Source organism: Schaalia dentiphila ATCC 17982 (assembly GCF_000154225.1).
Lineage (GTDB): Bacteria > Actinomycetota > Actinomycetes > Actinomycetales > Actinomycetaceae > Pauljensenia > Pauljensenia dentiphila.
Map to the genome: position 1 here is coordinate 2,188,134 of NZ_DS264586.1, position 26,253 is coordinate 2,214,386.

General features: G+C 66.3%; 24 protein-coding genes. 11 read left to right on the forward strand and 13 right to left on the reverse strand.

Translation table 11 applies throughout. From position 1 onward, the window contains the following. Window positions 1-128: 128 nt before the first annotated feature. Window positions 129-341, forward strand: coding sequence for a helix-turn-helix domain-containing protein (locus ACTODO_RS09350; RefSeq protein WP_003793271.1), 213 nt, complete (start codon window positions 129-131; stop codon window positions 339-341). Here ACTODO_RS09350 and ACTODO_RS09355 read toward each other — a convergent pair. Then, window positions 338-901: a hypothetical protein gene (locus tag ACTODO_RS09355; RefSeq protein WP_003793273.1), complete on the reverse strand. Its 564-nt coding sequence runs from the start codon at window positions 899-901 to the stop codon at window positions 338-340. The two genes, ACTODO_RS09350 and ACTODO_RS09355, sit on opposite strands and share 4 nt — an antisense overlap. 129 nt (window positions 902-1,030) lie before the next feature. Between ACTODO_RS09355 and ACTODO_RS09360 the strand changes: the two genes are divergently transcribed. Both ACTODO_RS09360 and ACTODO_RS11005 read left to right on the forward strand, forming a co-directional pair. Continuing rightward, window positions 1,031-1,753 (forward strand): LysM peptidoglycan-binding domain-containing protein, encoded by a 723-nt coding sequence (locus ACTODO_RS09360; protein WP_003793275.1) that lies wholly within the window; start codon window positions 1,031-1,033, stop codon window positions 1,751-1,753. Next, on the forward strand, window positions 1,750-2,241 hold the full coding sequence (locus ACTODO_RS11005) for an Rv3235 family protein (protein WP_244262555.1): 492 nt from the start codon (window positions 1,750-1,752) through the stop codon (window positions 2,239-2,241). The genes ACTODO_RS09360 and ACTODO_RS11005 overlap by 4 nt, the downstream gene beginning before the upstream one ends. An 82-nt stretch (window positions 2,242-2,323) precedes the next feature. Here the strand turns inward: ACTODO_RS11005 and secA are convergent, their stop codons facing one another. The 6 genes from secA to mtrA form a co-directional block, all read right to left on the reverse strand. After that, complete coding sequence (gene secA, locus ACTODO_RS09370; protein ID WP_034512436.1) at window positions 2,324-5,170, reverse strand: preprotein translocase subunit SecA; 2,847 nt, start codon at window positions 5,168-5,170, stop codon at window positions 2,324-2,326. Window positions 5,171-5,352: 182 nt separating this feature from the next. Then, entirely contained in the window at window positions 5,353-5,997 is a 645-nt protein-coding gene (gene hpf / locus ACTODO_RS09375; RefSeq protein WP_003793282.1) for a ribosome hibernation-promoting factor, HPF/YfiA family, read from the reverse strand. 174 nt (window positions 5,998-6,171) lie between these two features. Next, window positions 6,172-6,921: a ComF family protein gene (locus ACTODO_RS09380; RefSeq protein WP_244262556.1), complete on the reverse strand. Its 750-nt coding sequence runs from the start codon at window positions 6,919-6,921 to the stop codon at window positions 6,172-6,174. A gap of 8 nt (window positions 6,922-6,929) precedes the next feature. Next, complete coding sequence (locus ACTODO_RS09385; RefSeq protein ID WP_034512439.1) at window positions 6,930-8,576, reverse strand: LpqB family beta-propeller domain-containing protein; 1,647 nt, start codon at window positions 8,574-8,576, stop codon at window positions 6,930-6,932. After that, complete coding sequence (mtrB, locus tag ACTODO_RS09390; protein WP_003793288.1) at window positions 8,573-10,192, reverse strand: MtrAB system histidine kinase MtrB; 1,620 nt, start codon at window positions 10,190-10,192, stop codon at window positions 8,573-8,575. The genes ACTODO_RS09385 and mtrB overlap by 4 nt, the downstream gene beginning before the upstream one ends. Continuing rightward, complete coding sequence (gene mtrA, locus ACTODO_RS09395; protein WP_003793291.1) at window positions 10,173-10,856, reverse strand: MtrAB system response regulator MtrA; 684 nt, start codon at window positions 10,854-10,856, stop codon at window positions 10,173-10,175. The genes mtrB and mtrA overlap by 20 nt, the downstream gene beginning before the upstream one ends. A 142-nt stretch (window positions 10,857-10,998) precedes the next feature. Between mtrA and ACTODO_RS11070 the strand changes: the two genes are divergently transcribed. Genes ACTODO_RS11070 through ACTODO_RS09420 form a run of 5 tightly spaced genes read left to right on the forward strand, consistent with a single transcriptional unit; the run spans window position 10,999 to window position 16,509 of the window. Further along, window positions 10,999-12,249 (forward strand): DUF7847 domain-containing protein, encoded by a 1,251-nt coding sequence (locus tag ACTODO_RS11070; protein WP_003793293.1) that lies wholly within the window; start codon window positions 10,999-11,001, stop codon window positions 12,247-12,249. Next, window positions 12,246-12,878, forward strand: a complete 633-nt coding sequence (locus ACTODO_RS09405) for a DUF4129 domain-containing protein (protein ID WP_003793295.1) — start codon at window positions 12,246-12,248, stop codon at window positions 12,876-12,878. The genes ACTODO_RS11070 and ACTODO_RS09405 overlap by 4 nt, the downstream gene beginning before the upstream one ends. Further along, window positions 12,875-14,026, forward strand: coding sequence for a DUF4350 domain-containing protein (locus ACTODO_RS09410; protein ID WP_003793297.1), 1,152 nt, complete (start codon window positions 12,875-12,877; stop codon window positions 14,024-14,026). Before ACTODO_RS09405 ends, ACTODO_RS09410 begins: the two co-directional genes overlap by 4 nt. Beyond that, on the forward strand, window positions 14,019-15,170 hold the full coding sequence (locus tag ACTODO_RS09415) for an AAA family ATPase (protein WP_003793298.1): 1,152 nt from the start codon (window positions 14,019-14,021) through the stop codon (window positions 15,168-15,170). The genes ACTODO_RS09410 and ACTODO_RS09415 overlap by 8 nt, the downstream gene beginning before the upstream one ends. 7 nt (window positions 15,171-15,177) lie before the next feature. Beyond that, window positions 15,178-16,509 carry a DUF58 domain-containing protein gene (locus tag ACTODO_RS09420; protein WP_003793300.1) on the forward strand — a complete coding sequence of 444 codons (1,332 nt, stop codon included), beginning with the start codon at window positions 15,178-15,180 and terminating at the stop codon, window positions 16,507-16,509. 42 nt (window positions 16,510-16,551) lie between these two features. Here ACTODO_RS09420 and ACTODO_RS09425 read toward each other — a convergent pair whose 3' ends face one another. Beyond that, window positions 16,552-17,544 carry a stage II sporulation protein M gene (locus tag ACTODO_RS09425; protein ID WP_003793301.1) on the reverse strand — a complete coding sequence of 331 codons (993 nt, stop codon included), beginning with the start codon at window positions 17,542-17,544 and terminating at the stop codon, window positions 16,552-16,554. 18 nt (window positions 17,545-17,562) lie between these two features. Between ACTODO_RS09425 and ACTODO_RS09430 the strand changes: the two genes are divergently transcribed. Next, window positions 17,563-18,393 carry an RDD family protein gene (locus tag ACTODO_RS09430; RefSeq protein ID WP_003793303.1) on the forward strand — a complete coding sequence of 277 codons (831 nt, stop codon included), beginning with the start codon at window positions 17,563-17,565 and terminating at the stop codon, window positions 18,391-18,393. Here the strand turns inward: ACTODO_RS09430 and ACTODO_RS09435 are convergent. After that, a complete protein-coding gene (locus tag ACTODO_RS09435) occupies window positions 18,390-18,848 on the reverse strand; it encodes a DUF3499 domain-containing protein (protein WP_003793305.1) in 459 nt (152 codons plus the stop codon). The two genes, ACTODO_RS09430 and ACTODO_RS09435, sit on opposite strands and share 4 nt — an antisense overlap. Window positions 18,849-19,034: 186 nt before the next feature. On the opposite strand from ACTODO_RS09435, the gene ACTODO_RS09440 reads away from it, so the two are divergent. Continuing rightward, entirely contained in the window at window positions 19,035-19,340 is a 306-nt protein-coding gene (locus ACTODO_RS09440; RefSeq protein WP_003793306.1) for a metallopeptidase family protein, read from the forward strand. Between the two features lie 8 nt (window positions 19,341-19,348). Here the strand turns inward: ACTODO_RS09440 and ACTODO_RS09445 are convergent, their stop codons facing one another. The 3 genes from ACTODO_RS09445 to ACTODO_RS09455 are packed head-to-tail and all read right to left on the reverse strand — an operon-like array spanning window position 19,349 to window position 24,347. Then, window positions 19,349-20,893 (reverse strand): DUF5719 family protein, encoded by a 1,545-nt coding sequence (locus tag ACTODO_RS09445; RefSeq protein ID WP_003793308.1) that lies wholly within the window; start codon window positions 20,891-20,893, stop codon window positions 19,349-19,351. Beyond that, window positions 20,890-24,054 carry a glycosyltransferase family 2 protein gene (locus tag ACTODO_RS09450; protein ID WP_003793311.1) on the reverse strand — a complete coding sequence of 1,055 codons (3,165 nt, stop codon included), beginning with the start codon at window positions 24,052-24,054 and terminating at the stop codon, window positions 20,890-20,892. The genes ACTODO_RS09445 and ACTODO_RS09450 overlap by 4 nt, the downstream gene beginning before the upstream one ends. Further along, window positions 24,051-24,347 (reverse strand): WhiB family transcriptional regulator, encoded by a 297-nt coding sequence (locus tag ACTODO_RS09455; RefSeq protein ID WP_003793312.1) that lies wholly within the window; start codon window positions 24,345-24,347, stop codon window positions 24,051-24,053. Before ACTODO_RS09455 ends, ACTODO_RS09450 begins: the two co-directional genes overlap by 4 nt. Before the next feature lie 311 nt (window positions 24,348-24,658). On the opposite strand from ACTODO_RS09455, the gene ACTODO_RS09460 reads away from it, so the two are divergent. Further along, on the forward strand, window positions 24,659-25,270 hold the full coding sequence (locus ACTODO_RS09460) for a hypothetical protein (protein WP_003793314.1): 612 nt from the start codon (window positions 24,659-24,661) through the stop codon (window positions 25,268-25,270). 4 nt (window positions 25,271-25,274) lie between these two features. On the opposite strand, the gene ACTODO_RS09465 is transcribed toward ACTODO_RS09460, so the two are convergent. Next, window positions 25,275-26,249 carry a glycosyltransferase family 2 protein gene (locus ACTODO_RS09465; RefSeq protein WP_003793316.1) on the reverse strand — a complete coding sequence of 325 codons (975 nt, stop codon included), beginning with the start codon at window positions 26,247-26,249 and terminating at the stop codon, window positions 25,275-25,277. Window positions 26,250-26,253: the final 4 nt, after the last annotated feature.

The window sequence follows — 26,253 nt, forward strand, 5'->3', positions numbered from 1 at the left end:
TCAACCGAAAAAGCGGTAGGTTGCCGACTATTCATCAGAACCAACCGATGCGATCGGTGAAATGACGCGTAAAAAATTGCCGACTCAAACCAATCAAACGAAGCAACCCCAACTGATAGCATGTTGCCATGGCAACACGATTCCTCACCCTCGCTGACGTCGCCGAGACCCTGAATCTCACGATGTCAGCCACCCGCGCCCTCGTTTCCTCCGGCGAGCTCCCGGCCATTCAGGTCGGCGGCAAGCACGTGTGGAGGATCGAAGAATCGGTCCTGGAGCAGTTCATCCAGGATCAATACGCCGCGACGCGCGAGCGTCAGAAGGCGGAAAACGCTCACTAGTCGTCCGACCATCGCTGGCCGAGCACGCGGAGTCGACGAAGCCCCGCAAGTGCCAGAGACACGGTCATGCCACCTACTTCATCCCGGCCGTCATAGGCGAAGGCCTCTCCATCCAGGGCGACATCGACGTGGTCCGCATAGACCGCGTCGATGACCCCCCGATGGTCACCCCCGTCGGATTCGATGACGACTCCGACACCGCGTGCACCTAGTTCGCGCAGGACATGGCCGACACCGACGCCCCCTCGCATGGAGGACTCGCGCGCAACACTGCGCCCGAGGGGCCAGGCCGCGACGATCGCGGAGAGCATGATCAGGCTATCGTCGCGACTTCCGCGCAGGAGCACCCACGAGCGGGTCGAATCGAGCACCGCCCCAGTGATCGTCAAACCCCCTCGCAGCGCCAGTGTAATATCACCGTCTGCACCGGCCAGGCGGGCAGACAGACTGACCGAGGCGCGTTCAGCATCGGTGAGTTCGTCGATGAGCGCATCGAGATCGCGACCGCGCTCATCATCAAATTGTGCTTCTAGCTCGGCAATGAACGCTGACATATCCATGCCCCTACGATGCCACATTCATGCGCCACACATCACATTTAGATAACATAAACTAACATCTATTGACATGGTGCACTATAAAGCGGATAGTTAACGCATCGAATCCGTCCACTCAATGAAGAGTTCACCATGACTGATGATTCACTGACCGTCGCCGGCCAATCACACCTCACCGACGCATTTCTCTGGCTCGTTGGTGCCCCGCTGTGCCTCCTCGACGCACTCTATCTCTCCCGCCTCGCTCCACCCCTGAGCGCGGAGCGTCCCGAGACGCTCATCCTCTGGGTTCTCGGCATTGCTGCCCTCGCGCTCCTGGCGTGGAGTCTCCTATGCTCAGCATGCGCTCACCTCGCGCTCCTGCGCGTTGCTCCACCAGCGGCGCGCACAGCTGCACGTTTCTTCGTCTGCCGTTGCGGCACCCGTCTCTCGCGGTCGCTTCTGGCTCGCGCCGGAGCCAGCGCATTGATTGGCTCCACACTCGTCACCGGTGCACCCGCCGCGGCTTCCCTGGCAGCACCGCAGGAACAGACCTCCCCCGCCGTCTCACTGACGTGGGCGGATACCCCCGGAGCCCCTTCCCCCGACCAGGAGGCGACACAGACTGCTCCGGCCACATTGCCCGTGCCCGCGCAGGATGCACCGGACGCGGATACGCCCGATCACCCTACCTCAATCACGGTCGCGCCGGGCGATTCACTCTGGTCGATCGCCGCCTCCCTGCGCCCCGACGCCGATGATGCGCACATCGACGCCACGTGGCGGGCAATCCACGCGGCCAACGCCGAATCGGTCCACGACCCATCTCTCATCTACCCCGGACAGACACTCGCCATCCCCCAGGACCTGCCATGAGCACCCAAATCGCGCCCCGGCCTCGCGCCTCCGAGGCCCCCAGACGACGGACCAGCACGAGGCCCACCCCCACCCGTCCGATCCAGCCCACCCCGTTCCGGTGGAGTCAGGATCCTGAGTTGGTCTACAGGGCGGCAACATCGCCGACACCAACCCACTACGTCACCCTCCCACGGCAGAATCTCCCGGATCCCGGACCGTGGGCGGCAAATCTCGCACGCGCCATCGTCGAGGTCGTCACGGGCGTTCGTCAGGCACCCCAGCTGCGCCGTTGGATGTTGCCCGATCTCTACGGGGCTCTCGTGTGCGTCCACATGTCCCCATGCGCACGGGGAACGAGGCCCGTCGACGTACGCACGTGCCCCGTCGACGAGCGCACAACAGAGGCCGCCGTCATCGTCTCCACGGTCTCGCGTACCTTCGCCCTCGCCCTGCGGCTTGAGGAGTACCACGGGCGATGGATCACGACGGCCCTCGAACTCGCCTGACGGACCGGCCGCGCGGCTCGACGGATACACAAACGGGTGAGGGGGCTCCCGCAGGAACCCCCTCACCCGTGACGTGTACCGATCAGCGGCGGCGACGCTTCTTAGCGGCAGCGCGACGCTCCGCGCGGTTACCGCTCGACGAGGACGCGGCCGACTCGGTGCCCTCAGCGGAGCTGTAGCTCACGCGGCTCGGCGCCTTCGCGCGACCCACGTTGCCCATCACCGAACGGGCGTGAGCAACGGCCGTGCGCGCGGCCGCGGAGGCCGCAGACTCGGCGGCGGCAACGTCCTCGACGCTGGGCTCAGAAGAGGACGACGAGGCATCCTCCTGCGCGGGAGCGACGCTGGCGGCGGCGATCGAACCACCGGCCTCCTCCTCGGCGGTGGCCAGGGCGCGCTCGAACTGCTTGGCGTAGGAGAACACCTGCTGGACTGACTCCTCGCGGATGCGCTCGACCATCGCCTGGAACATCTGGGCCCCCTCGTCCTTGTACTCGACGAGCGGGTCACGCTGCCCCATCGCGCGCAGGCCGATGCCTTCCTTCAGGTAGTCCATCTCGTAGAGGTGCTCGCGCCACAGGCGGTCCACCACGGAGATGACAACGCGACGCTCGAGGGTACGAATGGGCTCATCGCCCAGCTGCGCCTGCGCCAGCGGGTTGGCGTTCAGGCGGTCCTCGGTGTCCGCGTAGACGGCGTGGATGTCGCCGACCAGCTCGGTCACCAGATCGTCGCGCACGAGGGACGCAGCACCACCGTGCTCCTCCTCGACCTCTTCGATCGTGACCGACGGCGGGTAGTAGGCGCGCAGGTGCTCCCACAGGGTGGGCAGATCCCACTCGTCCACGGGCTTGTCGGCGATCGCTTCGTCGACAAGGCCGGTCACGAGGGACTCCATGAACGCGCGCATCTGCGGGCCCATGTCCTCGCCCTCGAGTACCTTGCGGCGTTCGGCGTAGATCGTCTCACGCTGACCCGTCATGACGTCGTCGTACTTCAGGACGTTCTTACGGATCTCGAAGTTGCGGGCTTCCACCTGGCGCTGGGCCGACGCGATCGAACGCGACACCATGCGGTTCTCCAGCGGCATGTCCTCCGGGTAGGCACCCGAGGCCATGATGCGCTGCGCCATGCCCGAGTTGAATAGGCGCATCAGATCGTCTTCCATCGACAGGTAGAATCGGGACTCGCCCGGGTCACCCTGACGGCCGGAGCGTCCGCGCAGCTGGTTGTCGATACGACGCGACTCGTGGCGCTCCGAACCGAGCACGTACAGGCCGCCCAGCTCGCGCACCTCCTCGCGCTCGGCCTCGACGGCCTCTTCCGCGGCCGCGAGAGCCTTGGGCCACGCCTCGCGGTACTCCTCCGGGTTCTCCTTCGGGTCGAGGCCCTCGGCAGCCAGGTTCGCCTGGGCGAGGAACTCCGAGTTACCACCCAGCATGATGTCGGTACCACGGCCGGCCATGTTCGTGGCCACCGTGACCGCGCCCTTGCGGCCGGCCATCGCGACGATGGCGGCTTCGCGGGCGTGTTGCTTGGCGTTGAGCACCTGGTGCGGAATGTGCTTCTTCTTGAGCATCTGGGAAAGCAGCTCGGACTTTTCCACCGAAGCGGTACCGATGAGGACCGGCTGGCCGGCCTCGTGACGCGCCACGACGTCCTCGATGATCGCGTTCAGTTTGCCCTTCTCCGTCGGATAGACGAGGTCGGACTGATCCTTGCGGATCATCGGCTTGTTTGTGGGGATCGGGATGACGTCGATCTTGTAGGTCGAGTGGAACTCCGCGGCCTCGGTCTCAGCCGTACCGGTCATGCCGGAACGCGAGCCCTCGGGGTACAGACGGAAGTAGTTCTGCAGCGTGATCGTAGCGAGCGTCTGGTTCTCGGCCTTGATCTCCACGCCTTCCTTGGCCTCGATCGCCTGGTGCATGCCGTCGTTGTAGCGGCGGCCCGGCAGGACACGGCCCGTGTGCTCGTCAACGATGAGAACCTCGCCGCCGTCCACGATGTAGTCGCGGTCCTTAAAGAACAGCTCCTTGGCGCGGATCGCGTTGTTGAGGAAGCCGATCAGAGGGGTGTTCGCCGCCTCGTAGAGGTTCTCAACGCCCAGCTGGTCCTCGACCTTGTCGATGCCCGGCTCCAGGATGCCGACGGTCTTCTTCTTTTCGTCGACCTCGTAGTCCTCGTCGCGCTTCAGCAGGCGCGCGATGCGGGCGAACTCCACGTACCAGCGGTTCAGGTCACCGTCAGCGGGACCCGAAATGATGAGGGGGGTACGGGCCTCATCGATGAGGATCGAGTCAACCTCGTCGACGATGACGAAGGCATGGCCACGCTGGACCAAATCCTCGGGCACCTGCGCCATGTTGTCGCGCAGGTAGTCGAAGCCAAACTCGTTGTTCGTACCGTAGGTGATGTCGCAGGCGTACATCTCGCGGCGCTCAGCAGGCGTCTGCCCCACGAGGATACAACCGCAAGTCAGGCCCAGGAAGTTGTAGACGCGGCTCATGATGTCCGACTGGTACTTCGCCAGGTAGTCGTTGACCGTCACAACGTGCACACCCTTGCCGGTCAGCGCGCGCAGGTACGAGGGCATCGTGGCGACCAGGGTCTTGCCTTCACCGGTCTTCATTTCGGCGATCTTGCCCTGGTGCAGGGCAATGCCACCCATGACCTGCACGTGGAAGGGACGCATGCGCAGGATTCGCCACGAGGCCTCACGGACCGTCGCAAACGCCTCGACCAGGATGTCGTCCAGGGTCTCGCCATCCTCAAGGCGATCCTTGAACTCCTGAGTCTTAGCCTGCAGCTCCTCGTCCGTCAGAGCCTCAAAATCCTCCTGCAAGGCATCAACCTGCGACGCAAGCCGATCCAGCTTGCGCAGCATACGCCCTTCGCCAGCGCGAAGGATCTTGTCAATAATCGACACGAATAGCTCCTGACGTTAATCGCCCGCCCCCTTGTAGAGCAGACAGTCAAATCCACCCATTAGTTTACGAACTAACTGCCCAAAGTGGAAACGCCCGCGCGAACTATGGACGTATTTAACGCTCACAGCGCACACGGGAGCGCCCCGGGCATGGTGCCCGGGGCGCCGCGGTCCTTTAACCGTCAGATTGTCGTGTTCAAGCGAAGCACGCCATACGTCCACCCGTGGCGGTGGTAGACGACGCACGGCTGGTTCGTGTCCTTGTCGACGAAGAGGAAGAAGGGGTGGCCAACCATCATCATCTGATCCAGGGCCTCATCCACGCTCATCGGCGGGGCCTCGTGCACCTTCTGACGGACAATGATCGGGGTATCACCCCACTGTTCCTCACGGGCCTCTCCGACCTTCAGGTCCTCAGCGCTGCGCAGCGGCTTGGGAGCCTCGGGTTCGAATGTGGCTGTCTCTTCGACGACGGGAGCTTCGAGGATTTCGGCTTCGGCCAGGTCGCGCGGGTACCGACGACGGTGGTCCTTCACGCGATCACGCAGACGGCGCAGGCGCTCGTAGAGCTTGCCGGCGGCGATATCGACGGCCGCGTAGCGATCAGCGGACTGAGCCTCAGCGCGAATGATCGGGCCCTTACCGTAAACGGTCAGTTCGATGCGCTCGGCAGTGTCGGCCTGGCGGGGGTTACGTTCGTGAGTCAGCTCCACATCGACGCGCTGAGCGCGGGGGTAGAACTGAGTGATCTTCGAAACCTTCTCCTCCACGTATTCCCGGAAATTCGGGTGAATCTCGGCATTACGTGCGACGACGGTGATGTCCATGTGTTTCCTCCATGGTGTGCGGCGGGCATCGTTGCCCGCAGGTGGGGATTGTTCGGTGCTCACTGCCCGAACCGTGGTCTGAGCTATCACCTCCCGCACTGACGTGAGGAGCGTCCCTGCTGCTCACGCTATCGAAAGTCAGTACGCACATCATACCCCAGCCGGTGACCTGCGTCATGAGATAAGCCCGGGTCGACACAGAGTCACAACCGCGTCGAGACGGCCCAACACACGCTCCATTTCCCGAACCGTCGCGCCCGTCGTCACCACGTCATCCACCGCAACAACACGCACGCCAGGCCTCGGGACCGCGAGCGCACGCATCGACCCCATGCGCCCCATCGTACGCTGTGCCCCGGCCTTGCCCGACTGGGAGGTCGCGCCCACGCGCAGCCGCACAGCGTCCACCACCCGAACGCGCACGCGCACGCCAGGAGGCGCGCCTGCCGCCAGAGCTCGGGCAACAGCGCGCGCCAACGGCAGCGCCACCTGCCTACCCCGCAGGCGCCTCTTCCACGAAGAGGGCGCGGGCACCACCCACACATCCACCGCTCCCCCGGTGAACGAAGCCCTCCCCTCCAACGCGCCCACAGCGGCGGCGGGCGACCCAGCCACGCCCAGCACCCCACCCAGCGCGGTGCCGAGGCAGGCCCCGGCCTCGTCGAGAAAATCGGTGACGTCCGTACGCGCGGAGTGCTTGGCGGCAAGGACGATGCGTCGCAGCGGCCCGTCGTAGTCCCCTATGGCCACCAGGGGAAGGGGGCCTCGCACGCCCTCAAGGGAGGCCACGTGCGCGGGGCAGCCAGCCAGGGAGCGGCATGACGGGCACAGGACCTCGTCCCAGGCGCGACACCCGGCGCATTGCACGGGAAGGAGCGCGCCGACCAGCCCCCGCATCAGGCCCCGGACTCCGCTCCCGCCCACCACGGTTCCTACCCCGCGTATCGGGCGGAGGTGAGCGACTCGGGGGCGTTTTGCCACAGCGCGCCCGAGCGGATGAGCACCTGCGCCTTGCCGGCGGCATCGGTACCCGAGATGACCACCACGGAGGAGGACCCACCGGCGCTCATCGATGTCACGCGAATCGGGAGGGACACGTTCGAGGGCAGACCGCCGAGGGGCAGCGTGACCAGCTGGTCGTCCTCACCGGTCGTGCGCACAACGAGCACGAAGCCCGTCGATGTCGTCCATGATGCGTCGACAACCTGGCCGTGTTCAAGGGGGATCTGTTCGAGGGAGCGGATCGCCAGCGGGCGCCCGGAGGCATCGCGTTCGACGACACCGACCCACGCGCTCGCCTCGCTTCCGCGCAGGACGAGGGCGCGCGTGCCGTCGGGAGAGATGCGCACCGCGTGGATCTCCCCGGCGCTCTCGGACTCCACGCTCACGCTGAACGCGCCATCGACTCCCCCGCCGACGCTCACCGACGAGGCCGTGGCAGGACCCCACACCCATCCGAAGCGGTCCACCGACGGGCCGAGAGGCGCCTGTCCAGGCAGGAATGCGACCGATGTTCCGCCGCGATGCGCGTACACACCGTCGGTACCGCTCCAGGCAACCAGCGAGGGGTCAACGGGCGAGACTGTCGGGTTGGAGGCATCGGTGGTGCTGGTCAGGCTCGTCAGCCCCGACGATGACACGATCCCCACCCCGTCGGGGCCCGCCCCCACGAGAGTATCGAGAGAGTATGTCGGGGGCACCGGGATCCCCTGAGCATCCAGCACGTCACCGGACAAAGAGACGCTCACCTGCGACACGTCCGCCACCTGGGTGAGGGTACGGGTGAGCTCCCACGCGAGGTTCGCACGCGCCCCCTCGGTCGCGGGCACCACCGCGTTCAGTTCCACGCGCGCCACCCCGTCGACGACGTCGAGTCCCTGGGAGGGCACGGTCGTGCCCGCCGGGATAGCGTTCGCCGTGACCGGCTCGAGAGATTGACGCGGCCCTTCGACGAGGCCCGCGAGCAGATGGGAGGCTAGGCGTCGCGACGGGTACCAGCGAGGATCGGCGACCAGGTCCCCGCCCTCTGTCGTTGGGAAGTAGAGATTGGCGAGCGAGAACGACGCCGTGAAAGACGCCCGGCTCATGAGGACCATGTTCTCGGGGCTGTTGATGCGCCACTGTCCGTCTTCGCGCACGAGGCTGAAGGTGCGCGTCACGGTCGAGGCAGCCACGCGGGTCAGCACGCCCGACGCGTCGATGCTGGCCACACCGAGCACGGAGACCGTCACGTCCACCTCGGAGCCGTTCTCGGATCCGGCGGTGACCGCGGGGGCCGCGTCCGTGTCGTAGATGAGGATTTCCATCTCCGGCTGCCACGAACGCGCCGACGTTGCGCTCAGGAACAGGCGCGCGGTCGCGTAGTCGTCCTGGGGGCCGGCGGCACACGCCAGCAGGAAATCGCTCACCAGGGTCGCGGCGTCCGCCCCGTCGGAGGGGCCCTCCGCGGAAAACTGGATGCCGCTGCCGTCCCGAGCTGACACGTCGAAGGGCGCGGGTGCCGAGGAGGTGGGCAGGGAGGTACATCCCGCGAGGGCCAGGCAGGCGGCCACGGCGAGTAGCATCGGGCGGCGTCTCATTCGTCCTCCCACAGGGCAAGGGGGCGGCTAACGATCTCTTCGCCGGCGCGCTTGGGCAGGGTCATCAGGAAGGACGCGCCACGACCGGGTTCTCCGTACGCCTGCAGGCGTCCTCCGTGGATGGCGACATCCTCAGTTGCGATCGCGAGGCCGAGGCCAGTACCGCCAGTCGTGCGGGCGCGGGCGGTGTCGGCACGGTAGAAGCGGTCAAAGACGTGGTCGGCGACCTCCTGGGTCATGCCCACCCCGCGGTCGCGCACGCGGCATGCGACGTCGGTCTCGGTCGCGGCGAGCGTGATCGTCACGGGCGTGCCGTCGGCATGCTCGATCGCGTTGACGACGAGGTTACGGATGACGCGCTCGATACGGCGTTCATCAATCTCGGCCGCGACTCTGCCCTGCGCCACGATCCCGACGCTCACGTTCTGTCGCTGTGCGAGCTCCGCACAGCCTTCGACGACGCGCAGGGCGATCGGTCGCAGGTCGCGGTCCTCGGCGTCCAGCAGGGCACTGGCAGCGTCGTAGCGGGAGATCTCCAGCAGGTCCGCGAGCATCTGCTCCATGCGTTCGGTCTGGTCGTGCAGGAGCTCGGCGGATCGACGCGCGTGGGCCGGCAGTTCGTCCCGGTTGTCCCACACTATGTCCTCCGCCATGCGGATCGTCGTCAGCGGGGTGCGCAGCTCATGGGAGACATCGGAGACGAAGCGCTGCTGGAGCTTGGCGAGCTCGTCGTAGCGCGAGATCGTCTCCTGGAGCGAGGAGGTCATCGCATTGAAGGCGTGCCCGAGGTCGGCCATCTCGTCGTCCCCATGCACATCCACGCGCACGTCGAGGTCTCCCTTTGACGCCTTTGTCGCAGCTTGCGCGGTCACTCGCACGGGCAGGAGGAGGCGATGCAGCAGCGCGAACACACCGATCGGCAGGGCCACGATGATGGGAAGCGCGGAAAGGATGAGGACTCGCAGGACCACGTCGACCTGCGCCTGATCGGCGGATAGCGAGTAGAGAATGTAGAGCTCGTGCGTGCCCGCACGTGGCAGCTGCACCTGGGTGCCGACGAGAATTCCGGGGACTACCTTGTCGGAGTCGCTCGAGCGGATACCAACTGACTGCCACTGTGCGCCCCCACCCGAGACTGCGGTGCGCATCTGCGGAGTGATGAGTGCGCGCATCTGCTCATCCTCGATCTGGTTGATGCGCAGCGACGCCGTGGCTCCCTCCGAGCGCAGCAGCGCCACGTTCGTCGCACCCGCACCGGCCGCCGAGGCCTTGAGCGAGGCCAGCGCGCCGCGCGCGGACTCCTGAACCTGCGCGGGAGACGAGGCCGTGGATGAGGAGAACACGGATTGCGCGGATGAAAAGCGCAGGGACGCGTCAGCCAGGATTGCATCCTTGCGCGTCTCGAACATGGAGGTGCGCAGTTGGGAGGCGATAATCACCCCGAAAACGAGGAGGATGACGAGCGCGGCGGCCGTGATCGCCAGGGCGATGCGGGCGGACAGGGAATGCCGAATACGACTGGCGAGGTGAGAGGAGGCCAGAAGGGACCACGGCCTCGACGATGCGACGGCACGCAGCAGATCCTTGAGCGCGTCCCTACGCCCCTGCGCCGGCACGGTACCCAACCCCGCGGACTGTTACGACCAGCTCGGGACGCTCCGGGTCGCGTTCGATCTTGGAGCGCAGGCGCTGCACGTGGACGTTGACGAGCCTGGTGTCAGCGGCATGACGGTAGCCCCACACCTGCTCGAGGAGTTCCTCGCGCGAGAACACCTTCCAGGGCGAGCGCGCCAGGGTCACCAGCAAATCAAATTCCAGAGGAGTCAGCGCAATGACGCGCCCCTCACGCTTGACGATGTGGCCGGCAACGTCGATCGACAGGTCCTGGAGGGACAGGCCCTCATCTGCCTGCGAGTCCTCACGGCCCCGCAGCCGCGCGCGCACGCGCGCCACGAGTTCCTTGGGCTTGAAGGGCTTGGGAACATAATCGTCGGCACCGGCCTCGAGACCCGTCACGACATCAGAGGTATCGGAACGGGCGGTCAACATAACGATCGGAGCATCCGAGACACGACGGATCGCGCGGCACACGTCAAAGCCGTCCATGCCGGGTAGCATGACATCCAGGAGGACCAGGTCCGGATTGTGCTCTTGAAATTGAGTCAACGCAGCGGATCCGTCGGCACAGAAGACGACCTCATAGCCCTCGTTCTGGAGGACAATGCCGATCATCTCAGCCAGGGCGACGTCGTCGTCGACGACGAGGATGCGCGAACTCATGTCACGATAGTGTCACGAAATCGTCACGAACGCAGGAGACTCGCGCAGCCATCCCTCAATTTCTCTCCGAGACAAGGTTTCGCGCAAGTTGCGCATATGGCAGGATGGACACTGTAGAAGCACCATCAACACGGAGGCATCAATGAGCTCCCCCTGGACCTCTCCCGATCCGTCCGCTCCCTACCAGGGATGGACGCCGCAGCCCGAGTCCGGCGCACCGACGCCCCAGCAGGGCTACGGCGCACAGCAGGGCTACGGCGCACAGCAGGGATACACGGCCCCCCAGCCCGCCCAGGGATACGGAGCCCAGCAGGGCTACGCCGCGCCCCAGGCCCCCGCCTACGGCGCACAGCCCGCTTATGGCGCACAGCCTGGCTACAACGCCCAGCCCGGGGCATCCGGCTACTCCACCACCAACCGGTGGGGGTGGCAGTCCAAGCCCGGCATCATCCCCTTGCGTCCTCTCACGATCGGCGACCTGTTCAGCGGCGCCTTCGAGGCGATCCGTTCGAACCCGAAGGTTCTCTTCGGCTTCACCGTCGTCATCATGCTGTTCGTGTCGCTCATTGCCAGTGTGTCGATCCTGCTCTCGGGCCTCGGATACGAGTCCGTCGCCAATACTGACTACGATCCCCAGGCACTCCACCAATCGATGACGGATCAGACCAACGTTCTCCTCCTGAGAATGATTTCGAACATGGTGCAATGGATCGCCACGTTCGCGGGCACGACCATCCTCACGGGCCTGCTGGCCTCGACTGTCTCACAGATGACGATCGGCAGGAATCTGACGTTGAGCGAGGCGTGGGCGATGACGCGCAAGCGACTCGGATCGCTCCTTGGCTCTTTCGCGTTGACCGCGGTCATCACGGCGGTCCCCATCATCCTCTGGATCGTCGCCGTCTTCGCCTCGCTCGCCGCACTGATGAGCGGCAACGATGATTTGTGGTGGCTCGTGCTTGTCGCCTTCGCTGCTATTATCCCCATCTTTATCCTCGTGTATTTCTTCCAGATCAAGCTGCTGTTCGCTCCGATATGCGCGGTGCTGGAGGAGATCGGTCCCGTCGCTTCGCTGAAGCGTTCCTGGTCGCTCGTCAAGGGTGAGTTCTGGCCGACTCTCGGCCGCTTCCTGCTGCTGAACCTCGCCGTCAGCTTCATCGGCGGATTCATCGGATTCGTCATCGGACTCATCGGCGGCCTGGTATCCGTCGCGGCGACGTCCGACCCCTCAAGCCCGGTCGGCTCTGCCATCGCCATATTCTTCGTTATGCTCGGCTCCTCGCTGTTGCTGCCGTTCTCTGCATCGTTCGAGACGCTCATGTACACGGATCTGCGTATCCGTAAGGAGAACTTCGCCTCGGTCCTGGCTCAGGCAGGCGCTCAGCAGCAGTGATCGGCTTGCTCTCCTGTGATGCTCCGCTGACCCCCGATGAGGGGGAGGCGCACGAGTGGATCGTTGAGGAACTCTCTCACGGCGAGTACGCCAATGTTCCCAACCCCATCGCGCGCTGGCTCGCATCGCTCATTGACTGGTTCTGGGAGGCCCTGTCCTGGAAGGGGCAGGGCACTCCCCCGGTCTCCCTGATCTTTATGATCGTGGGAATTATCGCGGTTGCCGCAATCCTCATTGCGCTCATCCTCAACCCGATCCGCCTCGCCAAGCGCGTCTCTCCCACCGTGTTCGAGGAGGAGGCCAGCGAAACGGAGGCCCAGGCCTCGTTCGACGAGGCCGTGGCAGCCCAGGACTGGGACCTGGCCTACGTGTGGGCATACCGTCTCATGGTTTTGGGCCTGGACGCTCAGGACGTCGTCACCTCCACGCCCGGATTGACGGCGCGCGAGGCGGCGCACGCTGCGACGCGAGTCGCGCCCATGTTCGGCCCCCAGCTCGATCAGTTTGCGCAGGCCTTTGACCAGGTGCGCTACGGCCGCTCCGGCGTTTCATCCGATCATGTTGAGGCGTTGCGCCGCTTCACCCCGGACCTCCTGCGCGCCTGCCGTGATGCGGAGGTGGCGTCGTGAAAGCCACGCAGGTCGCTGTCGTCACTCCGACTGCCCGCGAGCGCTTCGCCGCGGCACGCCCGATGATCATCATCGTCGTATTCTCGCTGCTGCTCGTGGTCGCAGCGTCTATCCTGCCCACGGCTGGGTACAACAACGCCCCCGTCGGTATTCGGAATAAGGAGGGCGATGGGGCGCGCGCCCTCGCCCAGGTGCTGGGCGACCACGGCATTTCCGTGCGTGATGTGAACGCGCAGCAGGCCGCGTCGGTCGACGAGAATACAACTCTCGTCGTTATTTTTCCGTCGCGTATGACCGATGAGATGGCGACGGCTATCGAGACGCGCACGAACGTCGTCTACGTGGGCCTCGAGGAGGATCAAGGATCCTACTCCGTCTACCTTCAGGGCTTGCGTTCCGGACGTGCATACAGCAGCAAGACGTGGCTCACCCCCGGCTGTACGTCCGACATTGCGGGCCGCACCCAGCATCTGCAGGCCTCGGACTACGTACTGTCCGGCTCGGCCGACGGATGGAATCTGTGCTTCTCCGACGACGGCAGGAACTACGCGTACGCCGAGCGCTCCGACTCTGGCCGATTCCGCGCTCTGATCCCCGACTCCCTGCGCCTGCGCAACCGCGCGATCTCCGAGGGAGGAAATGCCGCGCTGGCAATCAACGCGATCGGCCGGACCTCGAAGGTTGCCTGGTATTCGCCGACGCGCACCGACACTCCGACGGGCACGTCGACGCAGGAGCTGCTCACCTCCCCGTACCTCATGCCCGCGTTCCTCATGGTCATCGCCGCCTGCCTGCTGGCTGGCCTCGCGCGTGGTCGCAGGCTCGGCCCCCTCACCTCCGAACGCCTCCCCATCGAGGTCCCGGCATCCGAGACGCTTATCGGCAAGGCCCGCCTCTTGCGTTCCCAGCGCGCCTACGAGCACGCCGCGCAGGCACTGCGCAGCTCCACGGCCTCGCGCATCGCGACCGCCCTGGGCGTTGCACACACCGCCGACCGGGAAGCCCTCACTCACGCGATGGAACAGCGAGGCCTGCCCGCCTCGCGCTGCTCCGCCCTCCTGTGGGGTCCGCCCCCAACCTCCGAAAAGGCACTCATCCGCCTCGCCAATGACCTCGACGCTCTCGAAAAGGAGATTCGCCATGACTAGCCCGATCCCCGGCCCCGCGCCCGAGGGCATGCCCCAGCCCGGCCACATCCCCGCCGCGCCGCCGAACGGCTACGCTCCGCAGGGCGCGTCGGCCCCCTACGCGCCCCAGGTGCAGGTCGCCCCGCAGGACGCCCGCGCCTCGTTCTCTGCGCCCACCGGCGAGGGGTGGTCGGGCCGCGCGCTCGATGAGACCGAGAAGCGTACCCAGGAGGCGCTCCTTGCCCTGAAGGCAGAGATCGGCAAGGCGGTCGTCGGCCAGGACGCCGCAATCAGCGGCCTCATCGTCGCTCTTGTCGCGGGCGGTCACGCGCTCCTCGAAGGTGTGCCCGGCGTTGCCAAGACGCTGCTCGTACGCACCCTGTCGCGGGCCCTCGACGTGGACATGGCGCGTATCCAGTTCACCCCCGACCTCATGCCCGCCGATATCACGGGCTCGATGGTGTGGGACGCCGGCCAGTCCGAGTTCGTCTTCCGTGAGGGCCCCGTCTTCACGAACCTGCTGCTCGCGGACGAGATCAACCGTACGCCTCCGAAGACCCAGTCCGCCCTCCTCGAGTCGATGGAAGAGCACACCGTCTCGATCGACGGCGAGACCCGCCAGCTCCCCGATCCGTTCATGGTGATCGCGACGCAGAACCCTGTTGAGTACGAGGGCACCTACCCGCTGCCCGAGGCCCAGCTGGACCGTTTCCTGCTCAAGCTCGAGCTGCGGCTGCCGTCGCGTGAGGCCGAGATCGACATCATCGCGCGTCACCAGGCGGGCTTCAGCCCGATGGCGCTGGCCGAGGCCGGCATCCGCCCGGTCGCCAGCGCAGCCGACATTCAGGCTGCCCACGCGGTCGCATCCCGCATCGAGGTCTCACCGGCAGTCATGGCCTATCTCGTCGATCTGTGCCGCGCGACGCGCACCTCCCCCGCCGTGCGTCTGGGCGTATCCCCCCGAGGCGCGACCGCACTACTGCGCACCTCGCGCGTGTGGGCGTTCCTCCAGGGCCGCGGCTTCGTCACCCCCGACGACGTCAAGACGATGGCTCCCGTGACGCTTGCACACCGCCTGGGTCTGCGCGCCGAGGCCAACCTTGAGGGCGTTACCGCCACGGACGTCGTCGCCGGCGTCCTCGCGGCTACCCCCGTGCCCCGCTGAGGCCCCCGTGGCAATTTCGGCGCGTAGCGCGCTCCTTGTACTGGTCGGGCTCATCCCCCTCGCGTTCGCCCCGTCTCGCGCTCTCGCGTGGGCGTGGTGTGGCCTCGTCGTAGCCGTGTGCCTCCTCGATGCCTTCGCCGCGCCCTCCCCGCGCACCCTGCGGCTCAGCCGTGACGTGACCGGGCCGATTCGTGCTGACCAGACCACCGAGTCTCGCCTGCGACTGACGAACACGACGAAGCGCCACATGAACCTGGATGTGCGCGACGCGTGGCCTCCTTCGCTCACCCCATCGCCGGTGCGCCAGCGAGTGCGACTGCGCCCGGGCACCTCCGAGCGTGTCTCTACCGTGCTCGCCCCGACCCGGCGCGGCACCCGCGAGGCCGACGTCGTCACGATTCGCTCGTGGGGTCCCCTGCACCTGGGCGCGCGCCAGGTGAGTCTGTCCGCTCCCCTCTCCCTGTCGGTCCTCCCCGAGTTCAAAGCGCGCGTCCTGCTGCCCTCGCGCCTAGCGCGTCTCCACGAGCTCGAAGGAACCACTCCGACGACGCTGCGCGGCGCGGGAACCGAGTTCGACTCCCTGCGCTCCTACGTCGTGGGCGACGATCCGCGCGACATCGACTGGCGTGCTTCCGCTCGTTCGACGGAACTGATGGTGCGCCAGTGGAGGCCCGAACGCGACCGCCACGTCGTGATCGTCGTGGACTGCGGGCGTGCCTCCTCGGCTCTGCTCGGAGCCCCCGAGCACGAAGAGGTTGACTCGATCGCGCTGGGACGCGCCCCGCGCCTCGATTCCTCTATCGAGACTGCCCTGCTTCTCGCTGCCCTGGCCGACCGAGCGGGCGACAAGGTGCACCTCATCGTCCTCGACTCGGCTGTCCGCGCACGCGTCTCGGGCGTGCGAGGAGCTAAGGTCATCGAGACCCTGGCCCACACGTTTACGGATATTTCACCCCGCCTGGACGTCACCGACTGGTCGGAGATGGTCAGCACGGTCGAGCAGACCGTACATCATTCCGCGTTCGTCGTTATCGCAACGAAGATTCCACCGGCCGGCATGGAAACCGAGTTCACCGATGCGCTGGCGCGCTTAAGCGACCGCCACACGGTGCTGGTTGCATCGGCGACCGATCCGGATGAAATCCGAGCGCGGGCAGGACGCGAGGACGCCGAGCAGGTCTTCCTTGCTGCCTCCGCCTCCCTCGCCGAACGGTCCGACGAGGCGGGAGCCACCGACGCTCGCCTGGCCGGCGCGCTCACCGTGCGCGCCTCGGCGGGTCTGCTTCCCGCTCGGACCGCGGACCGCTACATCGAGCTCAAGAAGAGCGGCCGACTCTGAGCCGCGCCTGCTTCGCGCGCGCATTGACGCCACGTGAGCGACTCACCCCGAGACAGGCTGGTAGTAGCCTGCGTCAGTGCCGACATCGGCGCTGGCGCCCGCCTGGTGCGCGCGCCGCCCGAGGATGAGGATGTATGCCCACACGGCGGCCGTCATGAGGGCACCGAGGGTGATCTTGACGGCGTCAGGCAGGTCGGAGGGCGTCACGAAGCCCTCCAGGACGCCGGATCCGGCCAGGAGAATGGCACAGCCCGCCGCGACCGTCATCGCGCTACGAGCCGCCTGTCCGACAGCCTGGAAGCGCGTCATCGGACCGGGCACGAGCAACGACCAGAAGACCCGCAGACCCGCCGCAATCGAGATGAAGACGGCAGTCAGCTCGGGAAGTCCGTGCGGCAGGATGAAACGGAAGAAGTGCCAGACTCCGCCGTAGCTGAAGACGACGGCCGTTGACGTGCCGATGCTCGTGGCGTTCTCCCACAGGATCTTCAGCGGGTAAACTCCCGTAATCCCCGTGGCCACGCCCACCAGGGCGATCCAGGCATTATTGGCCCACACGGACAGGCCAAACTCCGCGTTCGTGTCCTGGTGGTAGTACTCAACGAACGCGCTCTGCGCATAGTACTTCAGCTGCTCGGGGGTACCCAGCTCGTTCATGACATCCGGGTGACTCATCAGGTAGTGCGCTTGGACGCCGGCGATGGCGATGAACGCTGCCATCACGGCCAGGATCACCCAACGGATCCGATAGAGCGTGAGCGGTAGGGACACCGTGAAGAAACGTGCGATAACGGCTCCGGAGAGGCCGCCGGTGCCCGCGAGACGCCCGCGCGCGGCGGACAGGATGCGCGACAGCTCCGCGATCACCTCGGGATCGGGGTTGAGCGTGCGAACGCGCGCCAGATCCGTCGTGGTCGAACGGTAGAGACGGTCGAATTCGTCGATCTCGTCGCCCGACAGCGAGCGCTGGCGCGTCAGCTGTTCCAGCCGTTTCCATTCCGTTTCGCCACTTACCCGCAGCACATCAATGTCCATTGGACTAGCGTGTCATATATGAGCACGCAACGCAGTCAATCGAGCGCCATTCAAGACGACTTTGTGCGCACGGGCGAGGCAGTCACCCTGGACGTGACACCGGCCTCGCCTCCGGAGCGCTTCGCCGCCGCAGTTATGGATGCGACGACGTACTTGATGTGCACAGTCGTGCTGCTTGTCATGGCTGTCAGGTTCACCTTGCCATCCCCGTCAATCCAGCGCGTGATCATCATCGGCTTCTTGTCGACGACAATGTTTTTCCTGCCGCTGGTGGTCGAGATCGCGACCCGTGGGCGCTCGTTTGGGAAGTGGGCATTTAACCTGCGGGTCGTGCGCGACGACGGCGGTGCGATCACTGCCCGCCATAGCGCAGTGCGCGTCTCGACAGGCATTCTGGAGAACTGGGCGACCTTTGGTGGCCTGGCTGCACTCGCGGAGCTCATGAGCTCAAAAGGCAAGCGCCTGGGCGATCTGGCGGCCGGGACGATGGTGTGTTCACAGGGCGCGTCCGTGTTCTACCCGCCGCTCGTACTGCCGCCGGGCCTCGAAGACTGGGCGCACACCGCAACAATCCTCCCCCTCGACGATGCCCTCGTCGCCGAGGCTCGTGCCTTCCTGCAGTCGAATCGCTCGTTGAAGACGGACGTTCGAGGACAGGTCGCAGTCTCACTCGCACAGCGCCTGTCGCGTCGCGTGCAAACTCCCCTCCCCGATGGCCTCCACCCGGAGGTTGTGATTGCGGCCGTGCTGGTGGCCCGCAGGGATCGCGAGTGGGGTCGGGAGGCTGAGCGCCGCTCGCGAGGCCAGACTCGTTTCCACGAGGCGACGCAGGCTCGTTTCGGCCTCTAGCCCCTAGTCGTGTCCTCGGTGTCCGTGCCGTCGACAACGGTGAACTGGGCGCGGCGTCGCGCGTACGGGCTCGACGGATCGAGCGGGCTCGAGGTGTCAGGGGTCCCCACGGAACGCGCGGGCCCGAACGGTCCGGTGGTCGGCTTGCGGGTCTCCTGAGGCGGCGCCGGGGCCGCCTGCGCCTCCTGGGCAACCCTGCGCACAGCATCGACGAGCGCCGCGAGGTCATCCCCCGAGGGCGGCGCGGGTTCGAAGGTGGTTGCCAAACGCACGACCTGCCAGCCAAGCGGCGCGGTGAGGTTGTGCGCGTGTTCCTCGCACAGGTCGTAAGAGTTAGGGTCGGCGACAGTCGCGAGGGGGCCGACAACGACCGTCGAGTCGCGGTAGTCGTAGGTCAGAGTGGCGACGGCGACCGTGGAGCAGCCGGGCTTGGAGCAGTGGCGTTGGGCAATCACGCCCCTAAGAGTACGACACTCTGTGCCCGTATCGCCCGCTTCGGCGCGCCATACGCTTACCCTGAGGGGGTGTTTTCTACGCGCCGCCATGTCTCGAGTCGTGACCGCCACGGTCGCGGTCCGCGCGGTCCCCTGTTTTTCCCGGGGACTCCGGCGTGGAGGACGCGGCGTGAGGACTTCGATCTGATGGTCGGCGAACTCGTCACCGAGCTCATTCGTCGATGGCCGCAGGTGGCCACGATCGAGTTTGCGGTCGAGGATGTCCCCCCGTCGAACCCTGCTCCCTGGGAGTCTCACAACGTCGTCGTCGCGCGTATTTTCCCGGCGGATCGGCGTCGCGGTCTGCACGATCGTATCGTCGTCTATCGCCTGCCGATCACGCTGCGGTGCGCCCCGGAGGAGGTCGCTGTTATGACGCGCAGGGTATTGATCGAGCGCATCAGCCACATCCTGGCGTTGCCGCCGGACGAGATCGACGACGCGATGCGCTGAGCGGTGCTTCAGTTGGTGGTGCGGATGGTGCCGCTGACGGCGCTGATGCCTTCCGTGCCCACGTTCCACGTCGTGGTCATGCGACCCACAGCCGTGTCCGCGGAGACGACGATAGTCGCCTGGATCGGAGAGTCCGCGCTGAGGGTTCCACCGTTGTCAGGCAGATCCACGAGGGTGGGGATCCCGGGTGCAACGTAGATGGTGCGCCCGCCCACGCGCACTGTGACCGCTCCGGGTGTGGAAGCAGACGTTCCGCTCGACTGTGGGTCCTGATCGGCGCCGGACTGGCTTGTCCCGGATTGCCCGCCGCTCGGCGAGGGCGAGGCCCAGATGTCAGGGGTTGCACTCGGGCTGGGGGCATCCGATGAGGCGACGCCTTGATCGTTCGACGAGGCCGGAGCGTCCGCGGGTGCGTAGAGCAGGAGGCTCGCGCGTACGTTGGTGACGCCCGAATTGGTGGCCAGGGAGGTGGCACGGATCGGCGTCGTAGAGAGGACCTGGCGTCCCATGCCCTCAATCTGGGTGGCGCCAGGAATAGTCGCCTCAGTCAGGGCTGTGGCGGGAGTCGCGTTGGACCGCATGATCCAGGCACTCGCTCGCTGCGCCCACGGCGCACCGAGGGTGATTGTCGTCGTCTGAGCCACGACCTCACGATCGGAGGTGACGATGAGCGTGATCAGACTGGAGTCGCTGGATGCGCCGTCAAGGGGCATGTCGAGGGTGGTGCCTTCGGCGACCGTCGCCTCGCCTCCGGCCAGGGGGTGCACGCCAGTCGAATCGGCGACGGAGACGCTCACGCGGGCCTCTCCCGACGGCGAAGTGAGGCGGAGCAGGGAGGTTCCCTTCGGGTCCACGCCGAGGATGGTCTGCGTGGTTGCGGGCACGACCGCGGAAGCCAGGGTGGTACCCTGCGGGATTTCACCGTTCATGAGGGAGGCCTGCGCCCAGGCGGCAACCCCTCCCCCGTCGGCGGTCACATGCACGGCCAGTGCGCTCTCGTCGGGGAACCATCCGGCGAGCAGCACCGAGGCCGAGGAACGCGCGGGGACTGTCACCTGACGTGGTGCTGCGTTGAGCGGCCCCGGCGCGCCATACCCATCGATGCTGACGACCGATGCTGTGGGGCCGGGGTTGGACAGGATCAGGACCATATCGGCACCCGCGGTGGTCGCACCGGTCGCGATCCACTGAGATGTGCGAGCGGCCGCGCAGCCGACGGCGCTGAGGCCGGCGAGTTCACCGCCGCCCTGACCGGCGAGGGTGAGGGCCGTCGGGATGACACCGCCCTGCCCTGTGACGGAAGCGGGTGCGGGAGACACGGGAGCCGTCGCCAGCGACGACCAGGTGATACCCGCTGCGACGTTCGTGGTCTCAAAGGGGTCGACAATGCCGGAAGGGCAAGCGAGCTGGACCTGGGAGGGGTGTGCGCTCTGCGCAGTGCCTTCCACCACGGCAGGAGCAGACGACACCCACATGGACGCCGAGGCCACAACCGCCGCGGCTATCCCCGCTCCCATCAGTGTCGTCAGGGAGTTGGCTGGGCGCTTCGTCATCTCTTCCTCCACGCGGATAGGGCGCTTGCTGCGGCGACGACCAGGCACACGCCGGAGGCGATCCGCCAGGGGATGATCCACCACGCGCTGTAAGTGAGCGTCAGGTGCCCTGCGGTAGGCATCTCGAAGGCCTGAGACCATCCGTCGGCTGCTTCAGTAGCGACCAAAGCGGTGCCGTCGACGGATGCGCGCCATCCGGAGTCGGCGCGCTCGGCGAGGATCAGGGTGCCGCTCGCATCAACGTCTCCGCTGACGCTCAGCTGGCTGCCGCCGACCGGGGTAGTCACGCCAGACCCCGATTCGACGCGGGCACGCGAAGGGGTCACGCCGCCCGGTCGCACGCGCCAGACGGTGCCCGAGTTCGTGTCGCCGACTTTTTCGAGGCCGGAGGCGCGGTCGAGTCCGGAGGTCAAGGCCTGGGATCCGCTGGCGCCGAGGGGCACCAGGATCGTATCGATATCGTGGGCGGCCAGGGTCGCCACGGTCGTGTCATCGGGGTAGACGACGAGCGTGTAGGCCGCCTGGGCAAGCGACGCGGTCGCGGGGTCTCGCAGGACTCCTTCCGCAGCGCCCGAGCGAGCACGAGCGAGGGCGAGGGCGCGCGTTGCCGGCGATCCATCAGTCAAGGAGGGGCCCGAGCCGCGCCACAGGGACGCGTTCACCGTGCCGTTCGTCGGATCGCCGTCGAGGACGAGGATACGGCCCACGCGCGTCGATCGCTGGGCCTGCGAGGCGACAGCGGAGACGATCGGCGAGGACATCGGGGAAACGGTCGAGCGCTGCGCGAGCGTGAAGGTCGGAGTGTCCGCTGCGTCGCCACGTGCGGCGAAGGCCGAGACGGCCACGCCTCCTCCTGCTCCGAGCAGAACGAGCGCGCTGAGGGCGCCGAGCGCACGTACGGTGAAGGGACGCGAACCGTCCCATGCGGGACGCGAGGCCTCGGCCTCGTCTTCGTTGCCCGAACCAGATCGGGCGGCGAGCACGAGCAGGGCGCCGACAGACAGGGACAACGCGGGGCCGGTCCACGCGTGAGCGACGAACGCCCCGGAGATTCCCACGCCGATCTGCGAGGCAGCCCAACCGGCCGCTGCGGCCACGAGGGCTAGGCAGAAGGCGAGTGCAGCACAGCGAGTACGCAGGCGCAGGAGAGCAATGCCCGCGGCGGCAATGATGCCGGCACCGATAGTGCCCAGAGCAATGGCCTCGAGCGGCGTTGACGGTGCGGCAGGCATGCCAAGCATCGCCATCCACGAATCGGCGCGCGTGTAGGCGTGCACTCCCCCGCTCGTCGAGGCGAACGCCGGCCATGCCGAAGGGTGCACCGCGATCGAGACGTAGGTGGGCACGAGGAGGACGATGGCGGGCAGTGCCACGAGGAGGGAACGACGCGAACGCCACGCCAGAACACCCGCACCCAGCGGGAGCGTCCAGGGAGCGCAGCAGCATAGGACGACGAGGGCAAGAGCGGCGCATCCGCCGTTGATTCCTCGCGGACGCAGCGGGGCCTCATCGACGCCACCGGCACCAGCTACCAGCAGAGGCTTCGGCTGGCCCAAGCAGTATGCGGCAAAGACCGGCAGGGCCGCGTGCGCGAGGGTCGCTGCGAGAACGCCGTGCGTGGCACTCATGAGCAGAGAGGGTGCGACAGACCATGCGAGCGATACGAGGAAGCGGACGCGCAGCGACGAGGCGAGCACTCGTGAAGGAATCCAGGCCATCATCGCGGCAATCGGAGTCGACGCGACAAGCAGGAAGGTGGCAAGAGCTCCCGGGGTGATGCCCATGGGTGCAAACGGAGCACTGAGAATCGCCATGAGGATCGTCAGCGGATCAGCCCCGCCGGCGTACCCGTCTCCGCCCGGGACCCACGCGGACCACGCGGCTGCCCACAGCTCGGACCACGAGGAAGGCAGGGACACCCAGGCCCCGCCGACGAGGCCAGCCCCCGTCCCCCACCACTGCATCAGTGCCAGGGCGGCAGTGAGGATGAGGAGCCCCAGGGCAGTCGATGCCGAGCGGAATCGGTAGCGTCGCATCGAGGCAATGATGAGCGGATCGATCCGCTCTCCATGCTCATCTTCGTCCACGCCTGCGGGTTCCTTGCGCAGCATGGCGGGAGCCGTCTCAAGCGCGCGGAGGGTCGAGCGGGGAACGCGACGCGACTGAGCTGCGCGGACACGCCCCGCCAGCAGGCGCGGGGTCGCGCCGATCAGGGACACGAGGGCGCCGATTTCGGGCAGAGCCAGGGAGGCCCGGCCCGTCAGAATGCGTCCGAGGGCGCGGGCGGGGCTCCACACAAGGAGCCACAGCGCCAGGAACGGCAGGATGAGGGCAGGCACTGCCTTGCACCAGTTGTACATCTGGGCGTAGCGGCGCTTGCGGAACGATCCATCGGTCGCGTCGTTGCCATCGACGACGGCATCGGAGACATCCCCCGTCGGTTTGCTGTGGTCCGTGTCCGAAGCGCCATCGAGGCCGGAGTAGAGGGAGACGCGGGCGTGACGCACGCGCGCCTTGGGGGCTACGATCACGCGATACCCGGCCAGGTGCAGGCGCCGCCCCAGGTCGAGGCCGTCACCGAAGGGACCGAGCGCGGGATCGAATCCGCCGACTGCCTCGTAGGCCTCGGCACTGATGAACAGACCGGCGGTACCGACGCCGAGGACGTCGCTCGTGCCATCGTGCTGGCCCTGGTCAATGTCGTCATCACCGACACGCTCGAGTCGGCGGGCACTGGCCGTGGCAAAGATGCCGAGTTCAAGGAGACGGCTACCATCCCAGCTCATCTGCTTGACGCCGACAGCTCCGACGATCTTACCGACGGCGGCGGCCTGGATCAGCTCGTCGAGACACTCGGGTTCGGGGGCACTGTCCTCGTGCAGAATCCACCACCACTGCTCCGACGCAAAGCGGGCACCCTGTGCGTGAGCGCGACGAATCGCGTCGCCGAGGTTCCGGGCGCGGCCGACGCGCACGAGTTCGGCACCGTCGGGAACTCGATCAGCGGGGAAAGGAGTGACGTGTCGGCCTGCGACATCAATGATGGTCAACGAATGCGGGGCCACCGATTGATTCTCAATGGCCCACAAAACGGACTGGGTCAGCGGCGCTTCTCCCCTTGTCACAAGGATCGCACCGACGGAGCGCTGCGTCGGACTCAACCGGCCATACGGCGCAGGCGCCGCCTCTCGCGCTCGGACATGCCGCCCCAAATACCAAAGCGCTCGTCGTTAGCCAGCGCATATTCCAGGCATTCTTCGCGCACCTGGCAGGCCTGACAAACGGCCTTAGCCTCGCGAGTGGAGCCACCCTTTTCCGGGAAAAACGCCTCAGGATCCGTCTGCGCGCATAGAGCGTGCTGCTGCCACGCAAGGGGGCCGTCAATGCGGGCATACTGCGCCGCGTCGGCGTCCTCGGACCACTCCAGAGGTCCGTCACCGAAGATGTTCCACATTGCGGGAGCTCCTTATAACGAATCGATCAATACGAGAATTACACGCGTGTCGTTGTCGGAAGTCAAGCCGTTTCGCGATATTGAGACCTTTCCCGTAGCACTTGACCCAACGGTAAAACAATGCCATATTTCAAGGACTTCACAGTTACTAAGTACTTGGGTCACCCGAGACCTTCGATATACTTGAAACCATGAACAATAAGTCCTTAGAAACTATGAGCAGGCTCACCCACTGTATCACAGCAATTAACGGATGGTCAGGTCCAGCACTCACCCAATACGGCCAGGAGCGGGTTGAACTGGGAGGACCCGTGGTCAGCCGGTGGTTAGCAAAGATCGCAAACTACCTGACAAACGAACTTGCGGCCGATCTGTTCGGCACGGGCGAAGCGACACCAACTCGCATCTACACGACTCTTCAGCCCTGGCAGGACGCACTTTGGCAGATCGCAGCGCGGGCGATGGGGTGGGAGGTTCTCGATACACGACGTCCCCTCCCCGGAGACCTTTTCGTCACGAATATTCTCGGTTCCGAAGCATCCGACGCGCTGGACGCCGGGGCGCACGTTCTCGCTCAGCCCGCACAGTACCTCTCCTTCGCATGGGATGGTCCCCTGGACGGAGCTCTCGACGGCCTCGCGGAAATCGCCATGCAGCCGGATGCCCTCGTCGTCGACACTCCCCCGCTGCTCGTCCAAGCCCGAGACGAGGCACTGGCTGGGACCCGCCCGTCGGCGCCGGCTCAGGGTCGCCGCGTCGCGCTGCTGTGGGACGCGCGTACGGGTGCGGGCCAGGTGCTGGATCAGTGGATGCAGGGACGCTCCGTCCTCATCATCGACCCGCACGCCATCTCGCCGGACAGGCTGACGCAGATCCTTGCGACGGAGGATGCGGACGGCGGGCTCGTCACCTATCAGAGGTAGAAGGTCACCACACGCCGAGGACTCGCGCAGCGGCGAGCTTGAGGCCCTCCATGCGGTCACGGCGGATCTGACGCCAGCGCAGGGCGAAGCGCAGCCTCAAGGCGATGCCTTGCCCCTCGAGCTCGCCCAGGATGGCGCGCAGCTGGCGAGCGCGGCGCTCGTCGAACGTACCGACCTTCTGGGCGGTACGGGCAGTCAGAATGAACTGGTTACGATAAAAACCGTTCCGCAGCTTGGCCATGCGGGCGTCACGCGCCCCGGAGCCGGAGTTCGCGCCCTGCACATTGCCGCCGTGCTGACGATACTCAAGTGTCGGTTCCTCGCCGATTACCCAGGTGAGGCCGATTGATCGGGCCAGCGCGTACACATACCAGTCGTGCACGCCGATCTCGCTGTAGTCGAGGCCTTCCAACACCTGCACGAGGGCCTCGTGGGCCTTCGGACTGAAGACGTAGGTGGAGCCGGGCCCCGCGGCTTCGAAGAGAAAGTCCCAAGCCCGCTGAGGCTGCGACTTGCGAATGAGGCGGCGCTCCCCCACCGCCCCGCCGGGCAGCCACTGGAAGGACGTCACGTTCGATGACACGACGTCAGCCCCACGATCGGCCATGAGGGCCAGCTGAGAACTCAGCTTATCCTCGTGCCACACGTCGTCCTGGTCTGTGAAGGCGACGTAGGAACCGTCGGGGACATGCGTCGTAAAAAGGTGCAGGAAGTTGCCCGTGACGCCGGGGGTACCGTCACGCTGGGGCAGAACCGTAATCCGAGGGTCGGCAGCGGCGCGTGCCTCCAGGTGTGCGCGCGTCCCGTCGCTCGACGCGTCGTCGGACACGACGAGATGGACGTCCACGCCCACCTGGGCGAGCACGGAGTCAACCTGTTCGTCGAGCCACGCCCCGCCCTCGGCCATCCCGTTGTAGGTGGCCATGAGGACGGTGACTCGGGGGCGAAGCACGGCCTCGTCTCGGGTCACGCGATCCAAGGAC

Coding starts and splice junctions, on each gene's coding strand:
- ACTODO_RS11070 (WP_003793293.1), top strand. CDS start 10,999: ATGAGCTCCCCCTGGACCTCTCCCGATCCGTCCGCTCCCTACCAGGGA.
- mtrA (WP_003793291.1), bottom strand. CDS start 10,856: ATGAGTTCGCGCATCCTCGTCGTCGACGACGACGTCGCCCTGGCTGAG.
- ACTODO_RS09360 (WP_003793275.1), top strand. CDS start 1,031: ATGACTGATGATTCACTGACCGTCGCCGGCCAATCACACCTCACCGAC.
- ACTODO_RS11005 (WP_244262555.1), top strand. CDS start 1,750: ATGAGCACCCAAATCGCGCCCCGGCCTCGCGCCTCCGAGGCCCCCAGA.
- ACTODO_RS09425 (WP_003793301.1), bottom strand. CDS start 17,544: ATGGACATTGATGTGCTGCGGGTAAGTGGCGAAACGGAATGGAAACGG.
- ACTODO_RS09350 (WP_003793271.1), top strand. CDS start 129: ATGGCAACACGATTCCTCACCCTCGCTGACGTCGCCGAGACCCTGAAT.
- hpf (WP_003793282.1), bottom strand. CDS start 5,997: ATGGACATCACCGTCGTCGCACGTAATGCCGAGATTCACCCGAATTTC.
- ACTODO_RS09440 (WP_003793306.1), top strand. CDS start 19,035: ATGGTCGGCGAACTCGTCACCGAGCTCATTCGTCGATGGCCGCAGGTG.
- ACTODO_RS09455 (WP_003793312.1), bottom strand. CDS start 24,347: ATGTGGAACATCTTCGGTGACGGACCTCTGGAGTGGTCCGAGGACGCC.
- ACTODO_RS09430 (WP_003793303.1), top strand. CDS start 17,563: ATGAGCACGCAACGCAGTCAATCGAGCGCCATTCAAGACGACTTTGTG.
- ACTODO_RS09355 (WP_003793273.1), bottom strand. CDS start 901: ATGGATATGTCAGCGTTCATTGCCGAGCTAGAAGCACAATTTGATGAT.
- ACTODO_RS09415 (WP_003793298.1), top strand. CDS start 14,019: ATGACTAGCCCGATCCCCGGCCCCGCGCCCGAGGGCATGCCCCAGCCC.
- ACTODO_RS09445 (WP_003793308.1), bottom strand. CDS start 20,893: ATGACGAAGCGCCCAGCCAACTCCCTGACGACACTGATGGGAGCGGGG.
- ACTODO_RS09385 (WP_034512439.1), bottom strand. CDS start 8,576: ATGAGACGCCGCCCGATGCTACTCGCCGTGGCCGCCTGCCTGGCCCTC.